The organism is Actinosynnema sp. NPDC049800 (assembly GCF_040656635.1).
Classification (GTDB): Bacteria; Actinomycetota; Actinomycetes; order Mycobacteriales; family Pseudonocardiaceae; genus Actinosynnema.
Window position 1 is genome coordinate 111369 of the sequence record NZ_JBFAMT010000014.1, and the last position, 24050, is coordinate 135418.

Sequence of the window (24050 nt, forward strand, 5' to 3'; positions counted from 1 at the left end):
GACCGATCTCGCCACTGTCTACAAGAGACTGGTGACAGGTGCGGGAACTGCAGAGGCCCTTGGCCGGCGGCGTTCCCGCGCCGCCGCCGACCAAGGGCCGGGCTCAGCTGAGCGTGACCCAGATGTCGTGCGCGTCAGGCTCCGCCTGGGTGCTCTTGATGAAGGCCGCGGTGTCGTGCCGGCCGTCGCCGTTGGTGTCGCCGACCGCGCACACCTCGTTGCCGGGGCACATGTACTCGGACCACTTCAGCGGCGTACCGAACGCGGCGCCGCTCGACAGTGCGACCCAGACGTCGTTGGTCGTGCCCTTGGTGAAGGCGAGTGCGTCACTCCGGTTGTCACCGTTAACGTCCGCCATCGCGCACACCTCGACACCAGGACACATGTAGTCCGACCACATCGTGGGCGGACCGAACGTCGTGCCGTTCGACAACGCCACCCAGATGTCGTTGCTGGTCCCCTTGATGACGGCGATCGCGTCGTCCCGGTTGTCACCGTTCACGTCGGCGAACTTGCAGAGCTCCGCGCCGGGGCACATGTAGTCCGACCAGCGTGTCGGCACGCCGAACGAGGTGCCGTTGGACAGCGCGACCCAGATGTCGTTGGCGTTCGGTTCGCCCTGGGCGCTCTTGATGACGGCGATGACGTCGTCACGGTTGTCGCCGTTCACGTCGGCGATCGCGCACACCTCGTTGCCGGGACACATGTAGTCCGACCACTTCTGCGGCGCACCGAACGCGGCGCCGTTGGAGAGAGCGACCGCGACGTCGTTGGTCGTGCCCTTGGTGAAGGCGACCGCGTCACTCCGGTTGTCGCCGTTCACATCCGCCATCGCGCACACCTCGGCGCCAGGACACATGTACTCCGACCACATCGTGGGCGGACCGAACGTCGTGCCGTTCGACAACGCCACCCAGATGTCGTTGCTGGTCCCCTTGATCACGGCGATCGCGTCGTCCCGGTTGTCGCCGTTCACGTCGGCGATCGCGCACACTTCGGTGCCGGGGCACATGTAGTCCGACCACTTCGTGGGCGGCGCGTACTTCGCCCGGATACCTGCGATGTCGTCCTGAGCCAGGAAGCGGTGCGAACCGAGGTAGAACGGCGCCATCAGCGCCGACGAGTCGCCGGAGTGCCGCAGGCCCAGCGCGTGCCCGATTTCGTGCGCCGCGACCGTGACGAGGTCGAAGGGTTGTCCGTCGTCGCCACGGGGTGCGTCGGTCCAGGTCTCCGCGTCGTCGAAGTGCACGTCGCCGGCGATCGGGTTCGAGTAGGTGGGCGGAGGGAAGAACGCGTGGGCGAGGACGCCGCCCGGGCCGTCGAACGGGTCGAGGGGGTCGCCGTGATTGCCCGTCTGCCACGAGAACTCGATGTCGGCCGCCCCGGTCACCTCTTGGAACCGCAATGGCGCCACGTCCGCCCACATCTTGAGGGCGGCACGGACCGCCGCACGCTGCGCCGCGATCGGCAGATCGCCCGTGGTGTTCGCGAACGAGTAGGTGATCGTGCTCCCGGGCCACTTCCCGGGATCGAGGACGTAGGACGATTGGACATCGGCGGCCGGCGGCAACGAGTCGTAATAGACGACGTCGCCGTCAGCCTCCGCGACGGACGTCGTGGAACACAACAGCAGACCCGCCAGACTCGCGGACAGAATCCGATAACCGGTACGTCTCAAAATGTGCTCCCTTCCCGCGAGGTGGCCGTGCGCTGCGGCCTTCCGGCAATCACCACGGGACCTCGCAACTTCTGCCGACACCACGCGGACGGCAGGCGTACGGGCGGCGCGATCAGCGGATCATCCGCAGCTCCCCTCGGGACGGGCGAGTCGGGCATGGGTCATCCGCGGCAGCACTCGTCGCGGAAAACTCAAGCCGGAATAGGAAATCCGCAATCCTGCGGGTACCGAGTTCGCGCTTCGCCAGGTTCGCTGCAACGATCCGCGTCGCGGAGGTGGTTGACAATCCGCCCGACGGGTCAATCCACTTCGTTGTGGTGAAAGAGCAGGGTGCGGGTGAAGTGTCAGACGGTCCCGGTGCGGGCGACTTCGCCGTACCAGCGCGCGCTGGGTTTGATCGTCCTGGTGAAGGATTCCCGGTCGACCGACACCAGGCCGAACGTCGGCGTCCACGAGCCCCACTCGTAGTTGTCGAGCAGCGACCAGTGCAGGTAACCCCGCACGTCGACGCCGTCGGCGATGACGTGGGCCAGACCCGTCAGGGCGCGGCGGGTGTAGTCGACCCGGTCCGCGTCGTCGGCCGTGGCGATGCCGTTCTCGGTGACCAGGATCGGCACCGAAGGTCCGACGCGGTCGGCGGTGTGGCGGACGGCGCCCTCCAGCGCGGCGGGGTGGAACTCCCACCCGGTGAGGGTCCTGCGCGCGTCGGCGGCGGGCTCGATCGGGCCGTCGGGACCGATGACGACCCGGGTGTAGGCCTGGACGCCGATGAAGTCGTCGTCTTTCGAGACGTCGAGGAACTGGTCCTCGCGGGAGTAAGCCCACTCGGCGGCGAGGTCGTCGGCGCCGTCCACGGCCTGGAAGTTCTGGTTCGCGACCGTCCAGCCAGACCGGACGCGTGGCAACGCGGCGAGTTCCTCGCGGGCGACGTGGTGCGCCGCGACCAGCGCGTCGGCGACGTCCTGGTCCGGCGGGGGCATCGCGCCGGCCACGTTCTCCCGCCGCTCGCCGCGCTTCATCATCGCGCTCATCATGGCCACCATGTTGGGCTCGTTGATGGTGCACACCCACTCGACGCCGTCGAGGACCGGCAGCACCGCGCGGACGTAGGCGCGGAAGCGGGCGACGGCGTCGGCCCCGGTCCAGCCGCCCGCCGCGCGGAACCACAACGGTGTCGTGAAGTGGTGCAGGGTGACCACGGGCGTCAAGCCGCGTTCGAGGCAGCCTTCGACCATCCGCCGGTAGTGCGCGAGGTGCGCCCGCGAGACGTGGCCGGGCGCGGGCTCGACGCGCGCCCACTCGATGCTGAACCGGTAGCCGGTGAGCCCGAGGTCGCGGACGATGTCGAGGTCTTCGCGCCACCGGTGGTAGCTGTCGCACGCGTCGCCGCTGCGCTCCGGCAGGAACGAGTCGGGCGCGTTCTCGAACGCCCACAGGTCGCTGGCGGTGTTGTTGCCCTCGACCTGGTGCGCGGCGGTCGCGGCTCCCCACAGGAAGTCGCGGGGGAAGGTGGCGTTCACGGTGTCTCCTGGTGTTGTCGAACGCTCACGGACGCCGGTACGCGCCGGCGGCGAGCAGCTGCTCCTGCCCTGTCCGCGCCTGCTCGACCAGTCGCGCCACGGTCTCCGCCGTGACACCGAGGCCGAACGACCGGAGCTTGTCGAGCGGGATGGACAGGAACATCCGGACCAGTTCCGGCGCGACGGAGGACTGGGCGGCGCCCAAGGCCGTCTGTCCGAGCAGAGCGGCCAGCACTTCCCGGCCGGCCGGGTCGGCGCGCCACTCGGCGATGGTGGACTGCGCGGTGAGCGGCGTCAGCACGCGGTCGCCGTCGCTGTGGACCGTGGCCCGCAGCCGCACGTCCTGCGAGGAGGCGCCCACGCGGAGGGCGTAGTCACCGGCGGCCAGGGCCCAGCGCTGACCGCGCACGTCCCACGTCCGCAGGTCGGCGGCCGTCAGCGGGAGCGTGACGGCCGTCGTCTCGCCGGGTCGCAGGTCGAGCTTGGCGAACCCGCGCAGCTCCGAGCGGGGCCGGGTGGGGTGTTCCTCGACCGGTCCGGCGTACAGCTGGACGACCTCCTGCCCGTCCCGGTCTCCGGCGTTGGTCACCGAGAAGGTCACCTCCCACGCGTTCTCGGCCACCTCGGCCACCCGCAGGTCGGAGTACTCGAACCGGGTGTAGGTGAGGCCGTGCCCGAACGGAAACGCGACCGGCCGGTCGAGCGTGTCGAAGTACCGGTAGCCGACGAAGGCGCTCTCCCCGTACACGGAGGCGCCGTCGCCGCCGGGGAACGTGAGGTAGCTGGGGTGGTCCGACAGGCGCAGCGGGATGGTCTCGGCGAGCCGGCCCGACGGCGCCCGGTCGCCGAGCAGGAGGTCCGCCGTCGCGTCCCCGCCGCCCTGTCCGAGCAACCAGCCCTCCAGCACCGCGTTGGCGTGGTGCTGCCACTCGGCCACCGAGATCACGCCACCGTTCGACAGCACGACGACGACGCGCGGCGCCACGGCGGCGATCCGTTCCAGCAGGCCGACCTGGTCGGCGGGCAGGTCGATCGTGGTCCGGTCGAAGCCCTCCGATTCGGCGTGCTCGGGCAGGCCCAGGAAGAGCACGGCGACCTGCGCGTCACGGGCCGCCTCGACCGCCGCGAGCACCAACGCCTCGTCGGCGACACCGTCCACGGCGTAGCCGGGCGCGAACCGGACGACGTCGGCGCCCAGCCTGCCGGTCAGCGCGTCCAGCGCGGAGGACAGCTCGGTCGGCACGATGCGGGACGACCCGCCGCCCTGGAAGCGCGGGGTGCGGGCGAGTTCGCCGATCACCGCGACGGCGCCCGGTGACGACGGGTCCAGCGGGAGCACGCCGTCGTTGGTCAGCAGCACGGCCGCGGCGGCGCCGGCTTCCCGGGCCAGCTCGGCGTTGTCACGTCGGATCGCGGCCAACTCCTCGTCGGCCGCACGTGCCCGGGCGGCCCCGAGTCGCTCCTCCAAGCGGCGCAGGCGGTCCACGACCGCGTCGAGCGCGGACTCGTCCAGCTCTCCCCGCTCGACCGCGGCCACGACCTCCGCGTCCGTGCCGGTCGGCGGCATCTCCAGGTCCAGCCCGGCCCGCAGCGCGGCGACCCGGTCGTTCACGGCGCCCCAGTCGGACACGACGACACCGTCGAAGCCCCACTCCTCGCGCAGCACCCGCGTGAGCAGCCAGGGGTTCTCGCTCGCCGGGACACCGTTGATCCCGTTGTACGCGCTCATGACCATGGCGGGGCGCGCGGTCCGCACCACGTGCTCGAACGGGCGGAGGTAGACCTCCCGCAGCGCCCGCTGGTCGACCTCCGCGGAGACCCGCATCCGGTCGGTCTCCTGGTTGTTGACCGCGAAGTGCTTGACGCACGCGCCGACGCCGCTGGACTGGACGCCCTCGACGTAGGCGGCGGCGAGCCGTCCCGTCAGGTGCGGGTCCTCGGACAGGTACTCGAAGTTGCGGCCGCCCAGCGGCGAGCGCTTGATGTTCATGCCCGGACCGAGGAGGACGTCGACCTCCAGCGCGGCGGCCTCGCGGCCGAGGGCCTCCCCCACCCTGCGCACCAGCGCGGGGTCCCAGGTGGAGCCGAGTGCCACGGCGGGCGGGAAGCACGTGGCCGGGACGCTCGTGCCGATGCCGAGGGCGTCGCCGCCCTCACCTTGGCGGCGCACGCCGTGGGGTCCGTCGGCGAGCAGGAACGAGCGCACGAGGCCGGGCGCCCCGGTCGAGTGCCAGGTGTCGCTGCCCGAGGTGAGCGATGCCTTGAGCGCGAGCGGTGCGCGCTCGACCTCGTGGTCGGCCATGGTGGACGGTCTCCTCATCGGTGAGCTTTGACGGGGGCTTCGGCGTCCGGGGGTCAGCCCGACTTCCAGCGGGTCACGTCGACGCCGAGCAGGGCGAGGAAGTCCAGCAGGCGACCGCGCATGTCGATCGTGCCCGGGGCGAGCAGCCACTGCGTCTGCAGCCCGTCGAGCAGGGCGATGAGCTGTTGCGCCGCCGCCTCGGGGTCGAGCCGGTCCCGGCCGCCCACCGCCTCGCCGAGGATGGTCGCGAAGTGCTCGCGGAGGATCTCGTACCGCCGCAGGAAGTACCGGTGCGCCGGATGGTCGGGATCGCTGGCCTCGTTGGAGAGCTTGGCGTACAGCGCGACGAGGCCGGGCGTCATGGCATTGCGCTCGACGATGTGGAGCAACTGGTCGAGGTGGTCCCAGGCGTCGAGGTGCTCGTCGAACAGGACGTCGGCGTCGATCTGGTCGCGTCGTTCGAGCACCCGCATGAGCAGTTCGTCCTTCCCGCCCGGGAAGTGGTGCAGGGCGCCGGCGTGGGTCAGCCCGGCCGCCGCGGCGATGTCCCGCAGCGACACCGCGAGGTAGCCGGACTTGGCGAACAGCTCCGCGGCGGCGTCGGTGATCCGCTCCTTGGTGCGGTCGCCCTTCGTGTACCGCTTGGCCGGGATCGGCGAGCCGCTCCTCACGCGGTCGGGGCCTGCACTCGCCATCGTGTCTCCTCCGCGGCGTTATCGAAGTGGTCTGGACATCGAGCCCGCCGATGTGCCTACCATGTGGCCCGTAAAACTTACCACATGGTGAGTTCTAGGTCGTCGGTCCGATCAGGCCCGGTAGGCGGGCAGCGAAGCCCGGCACGCAGACAGGAGTTGCCCATGAGGATCCGCAGATTCCCCACCGCCGGGACGGCGGGCGCGGTGGCGGTCGCCTTGGTGCTGACCGGGTGCTCCGGAGCGGGCGGTGGGGCCGCCGGCCAGAGCGACCCGACGCTCGACATCGCCACGATGACCATCCCGCAGAGCCTCGACCCGGTCACCGCGGTCGGCGGCGCGCTGCCCTTCTTCCAGGCCACCTACGACTCGCTGCTCAAGCGCGAGCCCGACGGCGCGTACAGCCCGATGCTCGCCACCTCGTGGACGTGGGACCCGAGCCGCACGAAGCTGTCGCTGGCGTTGCGCGACGACGTGAAGTTCGACGACGGCTCGGCCTTCGACGCCTCGGCGGTCAAGGCGAACCTGGAGCGCTTCAAGGCGAGCACGGGCGCGAACGCGAAGTGGTTCTCCGGCCTCAAGCAGGTCGAGGTGGTCGACGCGACGCACGTCGTGCTGCACCTGGACGCCCCCGACCCCGCCTACCCGCACTACCTGTCCGACGCGGCGGGCCTCATGGCCAACCCGGCCGCGTTCGCCGACGCGGAGAAGCTGAAGACCACCCCGGACGGCACGGGACCGTACGAGCTGGACGCCGCCCAGACCGTCGTCGGGACGAAGTGGGTCTACCGCCGCGCCGAGAACTACTGGGGCGAGCGCCTGCCGTTCGACGGCGTCACCATGACCGTGTTCGACAACGAGACCGCCATCGTCAACGGCCTCAAGACCGGACAGGTCGACACGGCCGTCATCCAGGACGCCAACCAGCAGTCGAGCCTGGACGGCGCCGTCGGCCTCACCACCACCCCGGTGGACTTCGACTTCCAGGGCATCCTGCTGTTCGACCGCGCCGGCAAGGTCACCCCCGAACTCGCCGACGTGCGGGTGCGGCAGGCGCTCAACCACGCGATCGACCGCAAGACGATGCTGGAGCAGATCCGCCGGGGCAAGGGCGCGAGCACGAGCCAGATCTTCGGCACCGACACCTCCGCCTACCAGGAAGACCTGGACTCCTACTACGCCCACGACCCGGAGAAGGCCAAGCGGCTGCTCGCGGAGGCCGGGCACGCGGACGGCTTCGAGCTGAAGATGCCGCGGATGTCCTCCATCGTCACGGAGGCCATCGCCTCGTCGCTGCGGTCCGACCTCGCCGACGTGGGCATCACCCTCACGTGGGTGGACGTCGACCAGGGCGACGCGCTGCGCCGCATCTTCTCCGACCGCGAGTTCTCCGGGTTCGTGATGAACCTCGGCCAGTCCGCCGACGACTGGCTGGTCATCAAGGACCTGGTGCTGCCGGGGACGTTCAACCTGTTCGGCTACACCGACGACACGGTGAAGGCGCTGACGCCGAAGATCCAGGCCGCGCCGGCCGGTGACGCCGTGGAGGACGTGCGGGCCCTCAACCGCCACCTCGTCGAGAACGCGTGGTTCGTCCCGTTCTACCGCATGTCCTACGCGCTGGTCACCGACGGCGGCGTCACGGCGCGGCCCCAGTCCGGCATGGCCGTCCCGTCGCTGTACAACTACCAGTCGGTCGGCTGAGACCATGCTCGGGTTCGTCCTCCGCCGGCTGGCTGCGGGTGTCTTCCTCCTCTTCGCCATCTCCTTCGTCTCGTTCGTGCTGCTGTCGGTGCCACACCTCGACGTGGCGCGGCAGCTCGTCGGGCAGGCCGCGACGCAGGACGTCGTGGACGCCAAGAACGCGGCGCTCGGCCTGGACCAGCCGGTCCTCGCCCGGTACGCGAGCTGGCTGGGCGACGCGGTGACCGGAGACCTCGGCACGTCGTGGTTCACCAGCGAGAACGTGCTGACGGCCATCGGCAACCGGCTGCCGGTGACGCTGAGCCTGATGCTCGGCGTCACCCTCGTCACCGCGGTGCTCGCCTTCTCCCTCGGCGTGTGGGCGGGCGTGCGGCGGGGCGTTGTGGACCGGTTCGTGCAGGTGCTGGGCGTGGTCGGCTACGCGTTGCCCGGCTTCCTGGTCACGCTCGTGATCGTGCTGGTCTTCGCCGTGCAGTTGCGGTGGTTCCCGGCGATCGGCTACGTCCCGCTGACGTCGTCGGTCCCGGGGTGGCTGTCCACGGTGGTCCTGCCGATCCTGTCGCTGTCCGTCGCCTCCGTGGCCGGTGTCTCCCAACAGGTTCGCGGCTCCGTCATCGACGTGCTGCGCCAGGACTACGTCCGGACGCTGCGGGCCAGGGGCCTGCCACCCCGGCGGGTGCTGTTCCGGCACGTGCTGCGCAACGCCTCGGCGCCGGCGCTCACCGTGCTCGGCATGCAGTTCGTGGGCCTGCTCGGCGGGGCGGTGCTCGTCGAGCAGATCTTCGGCCTGCCGGGCATCGGCTCCATGACCGTCACCTACACCACCCGCGGTGACACGCCGATCATCATGGGCCTGGTCATGACGACGGTCGTCTGCGTCGTGGTGATCAACCTGGCCGTCGACGTGCTCATCGGCTGGCTCAACCCGAAGGCGAGGACGGCATGAGCACGGCCCAGCGGTTCCTGCGCAACCCCCAGGCCATGGCCTCCTCAGCCCTGCTGGCGCTGATCGTCGCCGCGGTGCTGCTCGCGCCGGTGCTGGCCTCGCACCTGCCCGGCGCGGCGGAGCTGGGCAAGGCGTTCGCCGGGCCCGAGCCCGGTCATCCTCTCGGGTTCGACTCGGCGGGCCGCGACGTCTGGTCCCGCCTGCTCCACGGCGGCGGCAACAGCCTCGGCGGCGCGCTCATCGCGCTCGTGGTCGCCCTCGGCCTCGGTGTTCCCAGCGGTCTGGTCGCGGGCTACTACGGCAAGTGGTTCGACTCCCTGGCGAACTGGGCGAGCAACTTCGTGATGGCCCTCCCGGCGATGATCGTGCTGCTCGCGTCGAGGGCCATCCTCGGCCCGACCGTGCCGGTCCTCATGGTCGTCCTCGGCGTCCTCGTGGCACCGAGCTTCTTCCGGCTGGTGCGCGGCATCGTGGCCAACGTCCGCCGCGAGCTCTACGTCGACGCCGCCCGCGTGTCCGGCCTGCGCGACCGCCGGATCATCGCGCGGCACGTCCTCATCGTGGTCCGCGCGCCGATCATCATCCAGGTCGCCCTCGTCGCGGGCATCGCCATCGGGTTGCAGGCCGGTCTGGAGTTCCTCGGCATCGGCAGCGGCGACGCCCCGACGTGGGGCGCGATGCTCAACGAGGCGTTCCAGAACCTGCAGCGCAACCCGCTGCTGATGCTGTGGCCGGGGCTGGCCCTCGGCCTGACCAGCGCCGCCCTCGTGCTGTTGGCGAGCGCGCTGCGCGACGTCCTGGAAGACCGGGGCGCCCCCGTCCCGAAGCCGCGCGCGGCCCGACGCGTCCGGGTCGACCCACCGACCACGCTGGACACCGCCGGCGAGCGGGCGTCGCTGCTGTCCGTCCGCGACCTCGCCGTGTCGTACGGCCACGGCGCGACGGCCGTCGAGGTGGTGCGCGGGGTCGACCTCGACGTCGCCGAGGGGGAGGTCGTCGGTCTGGTGGGCCAGTCGGGCTCCGGCAAGTCGCAGACGGCGTTCTCGGTCCTGGGCATCCTGCCCGAGGGCGGTCGGGTCACGCGGGGCAGCGTCCTGGTCGCCGGCACGGAGGTGGTCGGTCTCCCGGAGAAGGAGTACCGCGCGCTGCGAGGAGGGGTCATCGCCTACGTGCCTCAGGAGCCGATGAGCAACCTCGACCCCGCGTTCACCGTCGGCAGCCAGCTCGTGGAACCGATCCGGGTGCGCTTGGGGTCCTCGCGCAAGGCCGCGACGGAGCGAGCGCTCGACCTGCTGCGCCAGGTGGACATCACCGATCCCCGGCGCGTCTTCGACTCCCACCCGCACGAGATCTCCGGTGGCATGGCGCAGCGCGTGCTGATCGCCGGTGCGATGAGCTGCGACCCGCACCTGCTCATCGCCGACGAGCCGACCACGGCGCTGGACGTGACCGTCCAAGCCGAGGTGCTCGACCTCCTGCGCCGCCTGCAGGCCGAGCGGGGCCTGGGTGTGCTGCTGGTGACGCACAACCTCGGCGTCGTCGCCGACCTCTGCGACCGCGTGGCCGTGATGGAGGCCGGGCGCGTGGTCGAGACCGGTGACGTCGAACAGGTGCTCAAGCGCCCGCGCCACCCGTACACGCGAACCCTGGTCGAGGCCGTGCTCGACGACGTCCCCGCGCGTCCCGCCTGGGTCGCGCCACGAATCGCGGAGGTGCCGGCATGAGCGGCAGCGCGTTGTCCGACCCGGCGTCCGCGCGGATCCTCGACGTCCGCGACCTGCGGGTGTCGTTCCCCGGCAAGGGGTGGCGTGCGCCGCGGGTGGACGTCCTGCACGGTGTCTCACTCGACATCCGACCCGGTGAGACGGTCGGTCTGGTCGGCGAGTCGGGATCCGGCAAGACGACGATCGGGCGAGCAGTGCTCGGCCTCGTCCCCGTGAGCGGCGGGACAGTCGAGTTCCGGGGCGAGCGCATCGAGCACGCCACCGGTCGACGGCGCCGACTGCTCAGCCGCCACCTCCAGGTGGTGTTCCAGGACCCGTACGCCTCGCTGAACCCGTCCATCCCGGTCGGGGAGACGCTCGCCGAACCGCTGCACGCGCAGAGGATGACGGGGCACGACGCCCGCCGCAAGGTCTCCGACCTGCTGGACCGCGTCAAGCTGCCGGGTGATGCCGCCCAACGGCTCCCGCGCGAGTTCTCCGGTGGGCAGCGGCAGCGCATCGCGATCGCCCGGGCGCTCGCGATCGGCCCCGAGCTGATCGTGTGCGACGAGCCGGTGTCCGCGCTGGACCTCACCACGCAGCGCACCGTGCTGGACCTCCTGCTGGAGATCCAGCAGCAGACCGGCGTCGCCTACCTGTTCATCTCCCACGACCTGTCCGTGGTGCGGTACCTGAGCCACCGGGTGAGCGTGATCCACCGCGGTCACATCGTCGAGTCCGGGGAAGCCGGGCAGGTCACCACGGCGCCCCGGCACCCGTACACGCAGCGGCTGCTGCTGTCCGCGCCCGTCGCCGACCCCGCCGCCCAGCGGGCCCACCGGATCGCGTTGCACCGACGCCGGATCGAGGAGACCGCATGACGCCGGACCTGCCCCTCGTGCCACTGCCGGCACGGATCACCACCACGCGGCCGGGACGCGTTCCGCTCGGGACGTCCGGCACGGTCGCGATCGCGGTGCCGCCCGGCCTCGCCCCTGGCGTGACCGAGTGGTTCACGACCTGGGCACGACGGCTGCACGGCCTCGACGTCCGGGTGGGCTCGTCCGGCGACATCACGGTCGTCGTGGACGATCCGGTCGCCTTGGGGCTCACGGACGTGCGGCCGCCGGACGGGGTCGATCCCCGGGCGGCTGCGGCCGACGAGAGGTACCGGCTGACGGTCGGCCCCGACGGCGTGCTCGTGGAGGCCGCGGGCGATGAGGCCGCGTTCCGCGGGCTCACCACTCTGCTCCAGCTCATCGAGCCGGAACCCGGGTCGGTCCCCGCCGTCGTGATCGAGGACGGCCCCGCCCACGCGTGGCGCGGCCTGTCCCTGGACCTCGCACGCCACTACTCCACACCGGCGGAGATCCGCCGGATCGTCGACCTCCTCGCCTGGTACAAGCTGGACGTCCTGCACCTGCACCTCACCGACACCCAGGCGTGGCGGGCGGAGGTCGCCGGCCGGCCGCGGCTCACGGGCGCCGGTCCCGGCGCCACCGCGGAGTTCTACTCGCGGGACGAGCTCAGCCGGATCATCGCGTACGCGGCGCAGCGGTACGTCACCGTGGTCCCCGAGTTCGACGTGCCCGGCCACGTGGCCGCCGCGTTCGCCGCCTACCCGGAACTGCGCGGCGACACCGAACCGGCGCACCCGTACGTGTGCTACCTCGACCCCGAGGTGCCCGAGGCCGTCGCCTTCACCCGCGACGTCCTCGACGAGCTCGTCCGCCTGGCGCCGGGGCCGTTCGTGCACCTGGGGGCCGACGAGCCGTTCGGCATGCCGACGCAGGCGTACCGGCGGTTCGTCCAGGAGGCGCACGCCCAGCTCCGGTCCGCGGGCAAGAGGGTCGTGGCCTGGCAGGAGGCGGCACGCGCGGGCTGCCTGGACTCGGCCGACGTGCTCCAGTACTGGATCGGCCCGGACAACTCCTTCGACACCGAACGGCTCAAGCAACGCGCGCCGGCCGCGCTGCACCCCCTGATCGAGGACGCCGCCCGGATGTTCGCGCTCGCGCCCGGTGACGTGCCCGCAGCGGTGGCAGCGGGCGTTCCGGTGCTCGTGTCGTCCAACACGACGCTCTACCTCGACCGCCCTTACGCCGACCCCGCGGCCGACGAGGAGTCGGAGCGGCGGCGGCGACGCGCCGGGCACGCCGACTACGAGCCGCGGACCCCGGAGCAGGCGTTCGACTGGCATCCGGGCGCGCTGCCGGAGATCGCGGCGGCGGGAGCGGAGGTCGCCGGGGTCGAGGCGGCGATCTGGTGCGAGACGGTCGACTCGTTCGACGACCTGGCGTTCCTGCTCTTGCCGAGGCTCGCGGGAACCGCGGAGAAGGCGTGGACCCGGCGGGTCACCGAGTGGCGTGATCACCAGCGACGACTCGCCGGCCACGTCGACACGTGGCACGCCCTGGGCTTCCAGGCCGCGTACCAGGCAGCCCACCCGAACCCGGAGCTCGTGGAGCGGCCCGGAAGGAGCGGTTGACTACCGGCTTGAGCAGGCCCCGAGCAGTTGGTGTCACGACGGGTCGTGCGGGGACGCGAGATGGCGTTGCAAGTCGCGGTGGCGGAATTGCACAGCGGTGCCCGTCAGCCGCAGGATGCCGGCCGCGTGAGCCCAGTCGAGGAAGTGGCCGAGCCTCCACGGCAGCAGGCCTTCCCGGTGGTATGCGCGCAATGCGAGCAGGTACCGCGGCCAAGGTGAACTGGCGGTGACCACGCAGGTGGCCACCACCACCGCGATGCCCGATGCCTCCCGCATGGCCAGGGACAAACCGGTGACGAGGACGAGGAACAGGTACAGGTCGCGATACAGCGCCATGCGCATCGCGTCGCTGGGACGACTGAGGACCTCTTGTGCCTGGTGGGCGCCGAATGCGACGGCGGCCGTCAGCAAAGCCGGGATGAGGACCACGCCTGCGTCGAGGGTCTCGGCGAGTCTTCCTGTCACGTCGGCGAGCCCACCTTCGGCCACACCCTGGAACAGGGACGCTACGGCGTAGAAAGTTGAAAAGGTCAACCCGAACACGAGGAATTTCGACAGGGGGTACGCGGAAGCGACGGAAGGAGATCCGCTTGGGCGGATCACCCGCCGACGCGGCGCTCCACCAGAGCACGCCGATCAGGGCGATGAGACTGGACGCGAGGTCGGCCCAGTTCGAGTAGGTCATCGGTGATCGGAAGGTCTGACCCGACAGGAACCACCCGACCGCGGGCACGCAAAGCCCGGCGGCCAAGGATGCGCCCGCGAACTTCGCCCGCGCGACCGTGGTGTCCGGGGTCGAGCGCCACAGCTCGTGGACGTGGAAGTCCGTAGCGGAACCGCCTTGCGCGGCCGTCCGCGCCAAGTGCCGAGTCAGCGCGTGCAGCCGGCGGATGACCTCGTCCGTTCGGTAGTGCCGCCTGCTCGAACGCTGGTGGTGCGCGGTTACCGCGGGCACGAGCCGGTCGAGCAGATGAGCCTCCAACGCTTCGCCGTCCAGGCGGTTCAAGTCAGCCGGGGTGCTGTCCCGATCTTGGTACACCGTGACGGCGAGGTAGAGGCGCAGCGGATTGCTCAGGCAACGCGCGAGGCGGCCCTGGGGATGACGGCGCAGGCGTCGCACGATCGGTTGCCACCGCCGTTCGACCCCGTCCGGCTGTCCTGAACGGGGAAAGCGGTGGCGCAGCCACCCGATGACGTTTTCGGCGTCCAGCGGTCGGATCACCACCGCGGTGGCATCCTCGAGCGGCTCCTGATCGGCCAACGCGTGGTACCGGGCCGTTCGGCAGGTGAGAAGGACAGGAGGCGGCGCCGGACCCGTGGGCAGGTTCAGCGCGGCGAGCAGCAGGCGCGCCCTGGTAGGAGGGCCTTCATCGGGATCCATCTCGTCGATCCCGTCGAGGATGGGCAGCAGCCACCCCTCGACGACCAGCGCCTTCGCCACGGTGGAAGGGACTCCGTACGTCGCCGTCAACTGCTCCGCCATCCACTCGTCGAGGCGACGGCGCACCGCAGCCGGGTCGGCGTCGGCGGAGTGGGCGAAACCGGACACGCTCATCCTGACGGGCACCCGGACGCGAGTGGTGTCAGCGGAGTGGAGCGCGGCTTGCGCCACCGCGACGAGGTCCAGCAGCAGGGTCAGCGCGAGGACGGTCTTGCCCGACCCCGCTTCGCCGAGGAGGACCAGTCGTCCCCGGTCCAGTTCGCGGTAGTAAGAGGAAATGGTGGCCGCGGAGCCGGTACGGCCGCCACCGTCACCCCGCCAGCGCACCAGCGCCGCTTCCACCTGGCCGAACTCCACGTTCGCCGGCCTGGCGGCGCCGGTGTCGCCCAACAGACGTCCCAGCTGCCTGGCCTCGCCGGTCCCGACCGCGGTGAGCAACCGAAGGGCGTGCCCGGCGATGTCCTGACGGCTGGTGGAACCGCGACGCAGCGCCACGACGCCGGCGACCGCACCCACGATCCCCGGGCCGAGCGCGAGCACGTTGGCGATTCCTGCTCCGTCGTCGGGCGCGGTCCTGTCGAGCAGCCACCACGTCGACCACACCAGCACCAGCGTGACCAGCCCTACCGCGAGCAATGCCGAGCCCCGTGACCGCACCGATCACCCACCTCCCCGAGAAGTCCATCGTCCCAGCGTCCGCGCGCGTTCCGCCGTGCCGGGGTCCGGCGGCGTCCGTGCGAGGCCGGTCGCCAGAGCCGAATGCCGGGCCGGCGGTCATTCGAATTCGGCCCCCGCCGTTCGGGGACAATCCGACCTCGACAGGTGGTGGATCCAGTCGTAGGTCTTGGTGGCCGGCGACTTGCTCAAGGGAGCACGCAGGCACCTGTCCGAGTGGATTCGGGCCCACGAAGGGGCGATTGTCACTACCTTCGCACCCATGAGTTCCCCGGACGAGGACGAGGTGCTGCTCGACGCGGCCCGCGCCGTGCGACCGTACCTGTCCGAACTGGTCGGGCAGCCCACCGCGGCCGAGTTGGACGCGGAGTTGGCGGCGCTGTTGGCGTCGGCTCGGGGCGGGCACGCGGTGGCGGATCGAGTGGCGGAGATGCTGTCGCGGTCCGCCGAGGTCCAGGCGTGGGCCGCCGGGTTCCTCGAGCACGGCTGCCCGCCCGAGGTCGCGGAGTTGCGCGAGCGGGCGTTCCAGGGGCTGCCGGGTGTGCCCGAAGCGCCGTCCCCGGACAAGTTCCGGTGCCCGGAGGGTGACTACGTGTTCTACCGACGGGCCGTCGGCGTTCGCGTGCCGCCGTGCCCGACGCACAAGACCCCGCTGGAGCGGTGATGCTCACCGCCTTCTGGCAGGGCGTCGGGTCGAAGCTGGCCGATCGCTGGTCGTCGACGGCGGTGGGGTCGCTGGTGTTCTGGGCGCTCGGGCTCGGCGCGCTGGCGTGGCGCTTCGGGTTCGGCGCCGCCGTGACGACGGTGAGCACCTGGATCTCGGCGCGGCCCGCCCTCGTGCAGGGCGCGCTGGTGGTCGGGGCGCTCGTCGTGGTGGCGGGCTCGGCGAGCCTGGTCGCTCGCGTGACGCTGCCGGTGACACAGGTGTTGGAAGGCTACGGCTGGCCCTTCTGGCTGCGCTGGCCGCTGGTGAGGTGGACGGCTTGGCGCGTCCGTCGGGCCGAGGAGCGATTTCAACGGGCCGAGGCGCTGAAGGAGGACGAGTCGCTGAGCGGCGTGGCGCGGCGGCGCTCGGTCGACCGGACGGCGCGGCTGGAGCTCTGGCTGAGGAGGTTCCCGACGGAAGCCGACCTCCAGGAGCCGGCCAGGCTGATGCCGACCCGGCTGGGCAACGTCCTGCGCGCCGCCGAGACCCGACCGACCGACAAGTACGGGTTGGACGCGGTGATCTGCTGGCCGCGACTGTGGTTGTGCATGCCCGACACGGCGCGCCAGGAGTTGACCGCCGCGCGCGGCGCTTTGGACACCGCGATCGGAGCGTGTTGTTGGGCGGCGTTGTTCGTCGTGTGGACACCGTGGCAACCCGTCGCGCTCCCCGCGGCCGTGGTGTTCGCCGTCGTGGCGTACCGGCTGTGGGCGGTTCCCCGGGCAGCCGCCTACGGGGAACTGGTCGAGGCGGCGTTCGACCTGCACCGGGGCGAGCTGTACACCGCCCTGCGCTGGCCCAGGCCCGAGAACCCCGCGCAGGAGCACGGCGCGGGCAAGGCGGTGACGTCATACCTCTGGCGCGGCAGTGACGCCGAGAAACCCGTGTTCGAGGCACCCTCTTCATGAGCGCACCTCCCGACCTCGTGGCAGCACGGCTGCGGGCGATCCGCTCGGGCACGAGTTGGAACCCCCCCGCACCGGTGGACATCGACTGGGCAGAGGCCTACGACAACGGGATGCGCTTGGTGGACCGGTTCAACCGCACCTATGACGGTGACGCGCTGGCCGAAGGCTTGGCATGGCTGGAGTCCGCCTTGGTGGTGGCCGGACCGGACGACCTGTTCGTCACCGTCGCCCACTACGCCCAAGCCGAGCGGCTGCACCGGGAGTGGGCGGGCCAGTACGGCAGGCGCGACGAGGAGCGCGCCGCCAACGAGCGGTCGCTGCTGGCCGCCGAGGCGGCGCTGGCGCTGGCCGAGGCCGCCGGCACGGACCGGCTCTACCACCAGCTTTTGATCGCCGGCGCCCTCCGCGTCCGCGCGTCGACCGACCGTCGGCCGGACGACCTGGACGACGCGATCGCGCTGCTGGGCGGCGCGATCAGGTTGGTGCCGCCGCGCCATCCCGACTACCCGACCGCGCTGAACATCCTCGGCAACTGCCTGCGCGAGCGTTTCGAGGCCGGAGGCGACCGTGCCGACATCGACCGGGCGGTCGCTCTCCAGCGGGAGGTCGTCGACCGTCATGGGCCCGGTGGGCCGTCGGCGTTCCAGCGGAGCCTCGCGCGCAGTCTCGCCGCGCGGGCTCGGCGCACCGGCCTGCCGGCCGACATCGACGCCGCGATCGAGTGGTTCGACGAAGCGCTGCGGCACGGCGCCCACCTCGCGAACGAGGGTCCGAGCACGGCCAACACGGTGGGTGGCCTGCGTTTCAACCGCTATGTCGTGTCCGGTGACATCTCCGACCTGGAACTGGCCATCGACCGGTTCGAGCAGGCACTCGACTCGGCGCCGCGGGAATCCCCGAGCTATGCGTGGTACCTGCGCAACGTCGCGGTGGCCTTGACCAAGCGGTTCGAGTTCAGCCCCGACATCGCCGATCTCGACCGCGCGATCGAGCTGCACGCGCAGGCGCTCGCGCTCGTCCCGGCGGACCACCCGATGCGCGCGTCGTTCCTGGAGATGCTCGGCCACGCACTGGTCTTGCGAGCGACGAACGCCGACGACCCCTCGTCGCTCGCCCGAGCGATACCGCTCCTGGAGGAAGCCCTGGAGTCGGCGGACACCGGCCATCGGCCGGCCGTGTTGATCGGACTGGCCACGGCTCTCGTGTTGCGAGGGGTGGGTACCGGTGCGCGTGCCGACTTCGACCGCGCGGTCGCTCTCAGCGGCGAAGCCGCGGAGCTGGACGACCGTGACTCCACCATCAACCACAGCCTGAGCCTCGGCCGCCATGCCTGGGCGTTGGCCCAGCGGCACGACCAGTTCGCCGAGAGCGGGGATCGGGACGCCGCCACCGCCCGGTTCCGCCTCGCCTACGACAGGGGCATGTCGACCATGCCCCCTGCCGCTCTGCGCACCGCCGTCCAGTGGGGCGACTGGGCGGCCCGGAACGCGGACTGGGAACTCGCCGCCGAAGCGTTCGGCAAGGCCATCGTCGCGGCACGGCTGCTGGCGGCCACGCAGCTCCACCCGCGCACGCACTTCGTCCGGCTGAACCACACCGGCGCGCTCCCCGTCCGCGCCGCCTACGCGCTGGCCAAGCTGGGCCGCCACGAGGAAGCGCTGCTCACCCTGGAACAGGGCCGGGCCAGGCTGTTGTCGGAGACGCTCGAACGGGACAACGCCGACCTGAGCTCCCTCGGCGGCGAACTGCGCGACCGGTTCCGGGCCGCGGCGGCACGCGTCCGGCAGCTGCGCGTCTCACCCCTGTCCGAGGACCCCGGGTTGACCCAGCACGAGGCCAAGCGAGTCCGCGCCGAGTTCGACGAGGTGCTGGCCGAAGTCCGGCGGGTCCCGGGCCACGAGAGGTTCCTGCTGCCGGCCGAGGACCTCGACACGGACGCCTTGGGCGAGCCGGTCGGGTTCCTCGTCGCCACACCGGCCGGTGGTCTGGCCCTCGTCGCTTCCGCCGAACGCGACCCTCTCGCGATCTGGCTGCCGGACCTCGTTTCCGACGCCCTGCTCGACCGGGTGCACGGCTACCTCGACGCCTACCGCGATCGCGGCGCCGACCCGGCCGCGTGGCTGGGCGCGATCGACGACGTCACCCGGTGGGCGTGGGACACGACGATGGGGCCGCTGCTGGCGGAGCTGTACTCGACGCCGCGGATCCGGTTGGTCCCGACCGGGCTGCTCGGCCTGCTCCCGCTGCACGCCGCCTGGCGCCCCGGCGAATCCGGTCGGCGTTACGCGGGCGACCAGGTGCTGATCACCTACGGCCCGACCCTGCGCCGAGCGCGGGAGGACCCCGGCCCCGCCGACAGCCTGCTCGTCGTCACCGAGCCCGCCTCGACGCGTGCGACGCCCCTGCTCTTCGCGTCGGTCGAGGCCGACGCGGCGTGTGCGGCCTTCCCCCGCCATCGGCGGCTCGACTCGGTGTCGGCGACTCCTCGGGCGGTGTTGGAGAACCTCGGCCGGCACGGGGTCCTGCACTTCGCGTGCCACGGGTCGGCGCAGTTGACCGACCCGCTGTCGAGCGGGCTGCTGCTCGCCGGGAACCGGACGCTGACGCTGCACGAGATCCTGGGCCTCGGCGCGGTGCGGGCCAGGCTCGCGGTCTTCTCCGCGTGCGAGACGGGGATCGGCGGCACCATCCTGGTGGAGGAAGCCATCAGCCTGCCCGCGGTGACGCTCCAGACCGGGGTGACCGGCGCGGTCGGCTCGTTGTGGGCGGTGCCCGACTTGGCGACCGCGTTGCTCATGGCGGCCTTCTACGACAGCTGGCCGCACAGCCTGCCGGACCCGGCCGCGGCGCTGCGCGAAGCGCAACAGTGGGTCCGCGACAGCGACAACGCCACCAAACTCGACCGCTTCCCGCACCTGCTCCGCGATGTCCACGACCGGATGCCGCCCGCTGCCCGTCGCCTGTGGCTCACCGCACGGCCCCACACCCATCCTTACCACTGGGCGGCGTTCGCGCTGTGGGGCCGCTGAACGGACACGGTGCCGGAGGAAACAACGCGGGCGAACCCGGTATCCGGTCAGAGGGAGGGGACATGGTGGCTCAGGAGGACGACGGGCTGGCGCGACTGGTCGAGATCGTCGCGGGGCTGCGCGCGGAACTCGAGGGGACGACGCCCTCGGCCGAGCTGAGGCGGGAGGCGCTGCTGGCCGAGGCCGCGCTGGCGACGTTCCACCGGTTCCGCGAGGACGGGGACCTCGACGACATCGACGAGGTGATCAGACTCGTCAAGGAGCTGTGCGAGCTCACCCGACCGCCCCGCCGCGAACCGTACGCGTTCGTGCTCAGGGACACCGCGGCGGAGAAAGGGCGGCTGACCGGGAACCTGGACGACGTCCGGGACGCGTTCTACGGGTTCCACCTCGACGATCCGCCGTTCGAGGACGAGGCGCTGCGGGAGGACGTCCTGCGGCAGATCGCGCAGATCGACCAGGACCGCTTGACCGAGCTGACCGAACGGGCCCAGGACCTCCACGCACGGCTGGAACGGCACCGCACCCGCAGGAGGCGCAACGCCGCCCAGACCGCGGACGCGGCGGAGGTCGCGGGCGAGCTGGCCGGCACGCTGGCCGCGATCTACTCGCTCACCGACGTGGTCGAGGACGCGGTGTCGGCCGTCCAGCACTACCGGTTGGCCATGGACTTGGCCGAGCCGGGCAGTCGCGTCCACTGCGTGGCGGCCAACGACATGGCGGTCCTGCTGCGGACGCTCTTCTACGTGAGCGGCGACGTCCGGACCGTCCACAAGGCCGTGTGGGCCATGGAACAGGCCGCGACAGCGCTGGACGACGACGATCCGGCACTGCCCTCGGTTCTCAGCAACCTCGGCGCCGTCGAAGCGCTCCTTCACGAGCAGACGGGCGAGCCGGAGTACCTCGACCGGGCCGTGGACTCGTCCCGGCGAGCCTTCGAACTCACCCCGGCGGACTCCGAGGACCTCCTCGGACACCGGTCGAACCTCGGCGCGGTGCTGCTGGACCGCTACCACGCCGCGGGCGACGTCACCGACCTGGACGACGCGATCGCGCTGTTCGAGACGTCCGTTGCCGCCGCGGCGAAGGACCGGACCTCGTCCGACTACCTCTCCCGCGTCAACCTCGGCTCCGCTCTCATGGCGCGCTATCGCCTGACCGGCGACCTCGGCGCCGCGTTCCGCGCCCTTGAGATGCAGGAAGCGGCGCTGGAGCACACACCGCGGAAGACCGGATTCGGCTACGAGAGCGCGCTGGGCAACGTGGGCGCCACGCTCAACGAGCTCTACCGGAGCACCAGTGACCCGGGTTTGCTGGATCGGGCGATCGAGGCCCTGCGCGGCGCAGCCGAGTTCGCCCCCGCCGACAGCGCCGACCTCGCCGTCATCCACATGAATCTCGCCGTCGCCTTGGAGGCCAAGGCGCAGCGGGACCACGACACCGAAATCCTGATGGAGGCCCTGACGGCGATCAAAGCAGCGCTGGACCGCCTTCCGCCGGAGTCGCCGCGCTACGCCGTGGCGGTGTCGAACTACGGGTGGCTGCTGTCGACGTTCTACGAGGCGAGCGCCGACCCCGCCGCCCTCGACGAGTCCGTGCGGGCGCTGGAGTTCGGACTGGAGGGCTTCGGTCCCGACGAACCGTCCCGGGTCAACACCCTGCACAACCTCGTGCGAGCGCTGGGCAGTCGTTCGCTGCTGACCGGCAGCCCCGCCGATCTGGAACGCGCGGTCGGGCTCGTCCGGGAGGTGGTCGACGACCTCGCGGACCTGCCCGCGGCGATCGTGCTGACCATGAGCGACACCTTCGCCGGGGTGGCGATGCGGGCGGGCGACCCGCCACTGGCGATCACCATCTACCAGCACGCGTTAGGACTGCGCGACCGGCTCTACCGCACCATGCCGGGTCGGTGGGAACGCGAAGTCTGGCTGCGCGAGGCCGGGAACCTGCCGTCCGACGCCGCGTACGCGCTGGCTCGTCACGGCGATCTGCGGGCCGCGGTGCTCGTGCTGGACCGCGGGCGGGCGATGGCGCTCTCGGAGAACCTGGAGCGCGACTTCGCCGACCTGGCCGCGCTCGCCGCGGCAGGGCACGACGCGCTCGTCGCCGAGTACGAGGAAGCGGCCGCCGCCGTGCGGCAGGTGGAACAGGCGGACCTGGCCGCACGGCAGGGCGCGGAGGCGTTCGCGCGGCTGCGCGATGCCGCGGGTCGGAAGCTCACGTCGGTCATCGACCGGATCAGGGCGCTGCCGGGCCAGGAGGGCTTCCTCCGCGTGCCCGATGCCCTGCCGGTCACCGGCGCCGACGACGCCGTGGTGTACCTCGTGGCCGCCGACCTCGGCGGGGTGGCGCTGATCGCCCGGAACGGGAGCGTGTCGGCGGTGTGGCTGCCCGACCTGCGCGACGCCGTCCTGGCGACGACCGTGGCGGAGCTGCGGTCGGCGTACGACGCCCGGCACGAGGACCGGCGGCGCTGGTTCGACCGGCTCGACGCGGCCTGCTCCTGGTCGTGGACGGCCGTCATGGGCCCGCTGCTGGAGGTCCTGGAGCCGGTGCGGGAACTGTGCCTGATCCCCGACGGGGCGCTCGCCTCCCTGCCGCTGCACGCGGCGTGGACGCCCGGCACCGACCGTCCCGGCGGTCGCCGCCACGCGGGCGACGAGGCGCTCATCACCTACGCGGTGTCCGACGGCATGCGCCGGTGGGCGGCGCGAACCCGGTCGCAGACGCGGACGGAGTCCGTCCTCGCGGTCGAGTCCCCGGACTCGGACCTGCCCTCCGCGACCGCCGAGGTGAACCGGGTCGTGGGCCGATTCGCCGAGGCCACCAGGCTTGCGGGCGGCGCGGCGACCCGGTCGGCCGTCCTGTCGGCCTTGACGGCGTGCGACGTGGCGCACTTCGTCTGCCACGGCCGTTCCGGCGGGGCCGAGCCGTTGCGCGGCGGGCTGCTCATGAGCGACGGGATCCTCACCCTGGAGGACCTGCTCCAGCTCCGCACCGTGCGGTCGCGCCTCGCGATCCTGTCGGCGTGCGAGACCGGGCTCGCGGGCACGGACCTGCCCGACGAGTTCCTGAGCCTGGCGACCGGGCTGCTCCAGACGGGATTCGCCGGGGTGGTCGCGTCGCAGTGGGCCGTTCCCGACCGGGCGACGACCCTGCTCATGGCGAAGTTCCACGCCTGCTGGCGGTCCGAGTGCACGGAGCCGGCCGCGGCCTTGCAGGTGGCCCGGAACTGGCTGCGCGACAGCACCAACGCGGACTTCGCCGACGAGTTCCCCGACCTGGTCGCGGTGCCTCCCGGTCTGGGTCGGCTCGGGCACCGGCTCTGGGCCGGGACCCGGCCGTACGCGCATCCGTACTACTGGGGATCGTTCTTCCTCACCGGGGTGTGAGCCGCCGCCCCCTGTGCTTGGACGGCGCACTGTCCACGCAGAAGCCCAACGCCTCGTTCCCTAGGACAACAGCCATTCGCCGGGGAACGCCGCCAAGACGGCTGCCAACGCGCCCGAAGTCCGGCCGCGCACCACCAGAAACCCGCTCCCGATGACGCGGACCACCGCGTCGTGGTTCGCGTACCAGCGCGAATCACCCACCTCCGGCACGGCCAACGCCGCGAACACGCGCTCGACCCGCAGCCGCTCCTCCTCGCCCTCCAGCTCACGGCAGTCGGTCAACCCGTCTTCGAGGAGCAGCGACTCGGCCAGCACCATCTCCACGCACGCCAGCGAGAACCGGTCGACGAACGGCTCCCACATCTCCACGCGCTTGTCGGCGAGATCCGGTCGCACGAACACCGGCGGGTCGTCCCCGGACAGCGCCACGCCCCAGTACGCGCACGCCTGGTTCTCCACCCGGTGCACGAGCACGCCGTCCCACACCTTCAGCTCGTCCGGTCTGAGCAGCTCGTCCTGGTTGCTGGTCAGGTCGGTTCGCCGGCCGAACAGCGCGTACGCCTCCCGCACCGCTGCGGGCAGCCGCACACCGAGCCGTTCCTCGGCCTCGTCGACGGCGCACCCGTCGTCGTCGCCCAGCGGCGTCACGAAATGCTCGGCGTACTCACGCACGAACCGCCAGGCGCCGTCCCGATCGACCGCCGCCCGCTCCACCGCCGCCGCGATGTCGAACCCCATGCGTCGACACCTTATCGACAGCCGCGGTTCGGGTCTGCACGTCGCTGTGATCGCCCTCGGACTCGGTGATCGGCTGACCGCCGCCCTGCCGCTCACCGAGATCGCGGCACCTGGCGCCGGGCCGCGCT

16 protein-coding genes and 1 pseudogene are annotated in these 24050 nt (G+C 71.7%); 10 read left to right on the plus strand and 7 right to left on the minus strand.

All coding sequences use genetic code 11. The features are described from left to right. Positions 1–103: 103 nt before the first annotated feature. The 4 genes from AB0I91_RS19105 to AB0I91_RS19120 all read right to left on the minus strand — a co-directional run bounded on the left by AB0I91_RS19105 (position 104) and on the right by AB0I91_RS19120 (position 6195). The gene (locus AB0I91_RS19105; RefSeq protein WP_499637874.1) at positions 104–1627 is read right to left on the minus strand and encodes a matrixin family metalloprotease; all 1524 of its coding nucleotides are present in this window, start codon (positions 1625–1627) and stop codon (positions 104–106) included. Positions 1628–2022: 395 nt separating this feature from the next. Continuing rightward, a complete protein-coding gene (locus AB0I91_RS19110) occupies positions 2023–3198 on the minus strand; it encodes a glycoside hydrolase family 1 protein (RefSeq protein WP_499637877.1) in 1176 nt (391 codons plus the stop codon). Positions 3199–3223: 25 nt separating this feature from the next. After that, positions 3224–5500: a glycoside hydrolase family 3 C-terminal domain-containing protein gene (locus AB0I91_RS19115; RefSeq protein ID WP_499637880.1), complete on the minus strand. Its 2277-nt coding sequence runs from the start codon at positions 5498–5500 to the stop codon at positions 3224–3226. 53 nt (positions 5501–5553) lie between these two features. Next, positions 5554–6195 (minus strand): TetR/AcrR family transcriptional regulator, encoded by a 642-nt coding sequence (locus AB0I91_RS19120; protein WP_499609258.1) that lies wholly within the window; start codon positions 6193–6195, stop codon positions 5554–5556. Positions 6196–6357: 162 nt separating this feature from the next. Between AB0I91_RS19120 and AB0I91_RS19125 the strand changes: the two genes are divergently transcribed. From AB0I91_RS19125 to AB0I91_RS19145, 5 genes are read left to right on the plus strand one after another with little or no spacing between them, the layout of a single operon-like run. After that, a complete protein-coding gene (locus tag AB0I91_RS19125; protein ID WP_499637882.1) occupies positions 6358–7896 on the plus strand; it encodes an ABC transporter substrate-binding protein in 1539 nt (512 codons plus the stop codon). Positions 7897–7900: 4 nt separating this feature from the next. Beyond that, the gene (locus tag AB0I91_RS19130; protein WP_499609253.1) at positions 7901–8842 is read left to right on the plus strand and encodes an ABC transporter permease; all 942 of its coding nucleotides are present in this window, start codon (positions 7901–7903) and stop codon (positions 8840–8842) included. After that, positions 8839–10566 (plus strand): dipeptide/oligopeptide/nickel ABC transporter permease/ATP-binding protein, encoded by a 1728-nt coding sequence (locus AB0I91_RS19135; RefSeq protein WP_499637885.1) that lies wholly within the window; start codon positions 8839–8841, stop codon positions 10564–10566. The genes AB0I91_RS19130 and AB0I91_RS19135 overlap by 4 nt, the downstream gene beginning before the upstream one ends. Next, positions 10563–11426 (plus strand): ABC transporter ATP-binding protein, encoded by an 864-nt coding sequence (locus tag AB0I91_RS19140; RefSeq protein ID WP_499637888.1) that lies wholly within the window; start codon positions 10563–10565, stop codon positions 11424–11426. Before AB0I91_RS19135 ends, AB0I91_RS19140 begins: the two co-directional genes overlap by 4 nt. Beyond that, positions 11423–13033, plus strand: coding sequence for a family 20 glycosylhydrolase (locus AB0I91_RS19145; protein WP_499637891.1), 1611 nt, complete (start codon positions 11423–11425; stop codon positions 13031–13033). Before AB0I91_RS19140 ends, AB0I91_RS19145 begins: the two co-directional genes overlap by 4 nt. A 33-nt stretch (positions 13034–13066) precedes the next feature. Here the strand turns inward: AB0I91_RS19145 and AB0I91_RS19150 are convergent, their stop codons facing one another. After that, positions 13067–13576 carry a hypothetical protein gene (locus tag AB0I91_RS19150; RefSeq protein ID WP_499637956.1) on the minus strand — a complete coding sequence of 170 codons (510 nt, stop codon included), beginning with the start codon at positions 13574–13576 and terminating at the stop codon, positions 13067–13069. Positions 13577–13844: 268 nt separating this feature from the next. On the opposite strand from AB0I91_RS19150, the gene AB0I91_RS19155 reads away from it, so the two are divergent. Beyond that, entirely contained in the window at positions 13845–14195 is a 351-nt protein-coding gene (locus AB0I91_RS19155) for a hypothetical protein (protein WP_499637959.1), read from the plus strand. 63 nt (positions 14196–14258) lie between these two features. On the opposite strand, the pseudogene AB0I91_RS19160 reads toward AB0I91_RS19155, so the two are convergent. Next, positions 14259–15131: pseudogene (locus AB0I91_RS19160) on the minus strand (NACHT domain-containing protein); the annotation flags it as partial. Positions 15132–15411: 280 nt separating this feature from the next. Between AB0I91_RS19160 and AB0I91_RS19165 the strand changes: the two are divergent. The 4 genes from AB0I91_RS19165 to AB0I91_RS19180 all read left to right on the plus strand — a co-directional run bounded on the left by AB0I91_RS19165 (position 15412) and on the right by AB0I91_RS19180 (position 23184). Beyond that, positions 15412–15813, plus strand: a complete 402-nt coding sequence (locus tag AB0I91_RS19165; RefSeq protein WP_498777937.1) for a hypothetical protein — start codon at positions 15412–15414, stop codon at positions 15811–15813. After that, positions 15813–16763: a hypothetical protein gene (locus AB0I91_RS19170; RefSeq protein WP_499609238.1), complete on the plus strand. Its 951-nt coding sequence runs from the start codon at positions 15813–15815 to the stop codon at positions 16761–16763. Before AB0I91_RS19165 ends, AB0I91_RS19170 begins: the two co-directional genes overlap by 1 nt. Then, complete coding sequence (locus AB0I91_RS19175; RefSeq protein ID WP_499637894.1) at positions 16760–19792, plus strand: CHAT domain-containing protein; 3033 nt, start codon at positions 16760–16762, stop codon at positions 19790–19792. Before AB0I91_RS19170 ends, AB0I91_RS19175 begins: the two co-directional genes overlap by 4 nt. Positions 19793–19854: 62 nt before the next feature. After that, entirely contained in the window at positions 19855–23184 is a 3330-nt protein-coding gene (locus tag AB0I91_RS19180; protein WP_499637897.1) for a CHAT domain-containing protein, read from the plus strand. A gap of 60 nt (positions 23185–23244) precedes the next feature. On the opposite strand, the gene AB0I91_RS19185 is transcribed toward AB0I91_RS19180, so the two are convergent. Then, complete coding sequence (locus AB0I91_RS19185) at positions 23245–23922, minus strand: hypothetical protein (protein WP_499637901.1); 678 nt, start codon at positions 23920–23922, stop codon at positions 23245–23247. Positions 23923–24050 lie beyond the last annotated feature (128 nt).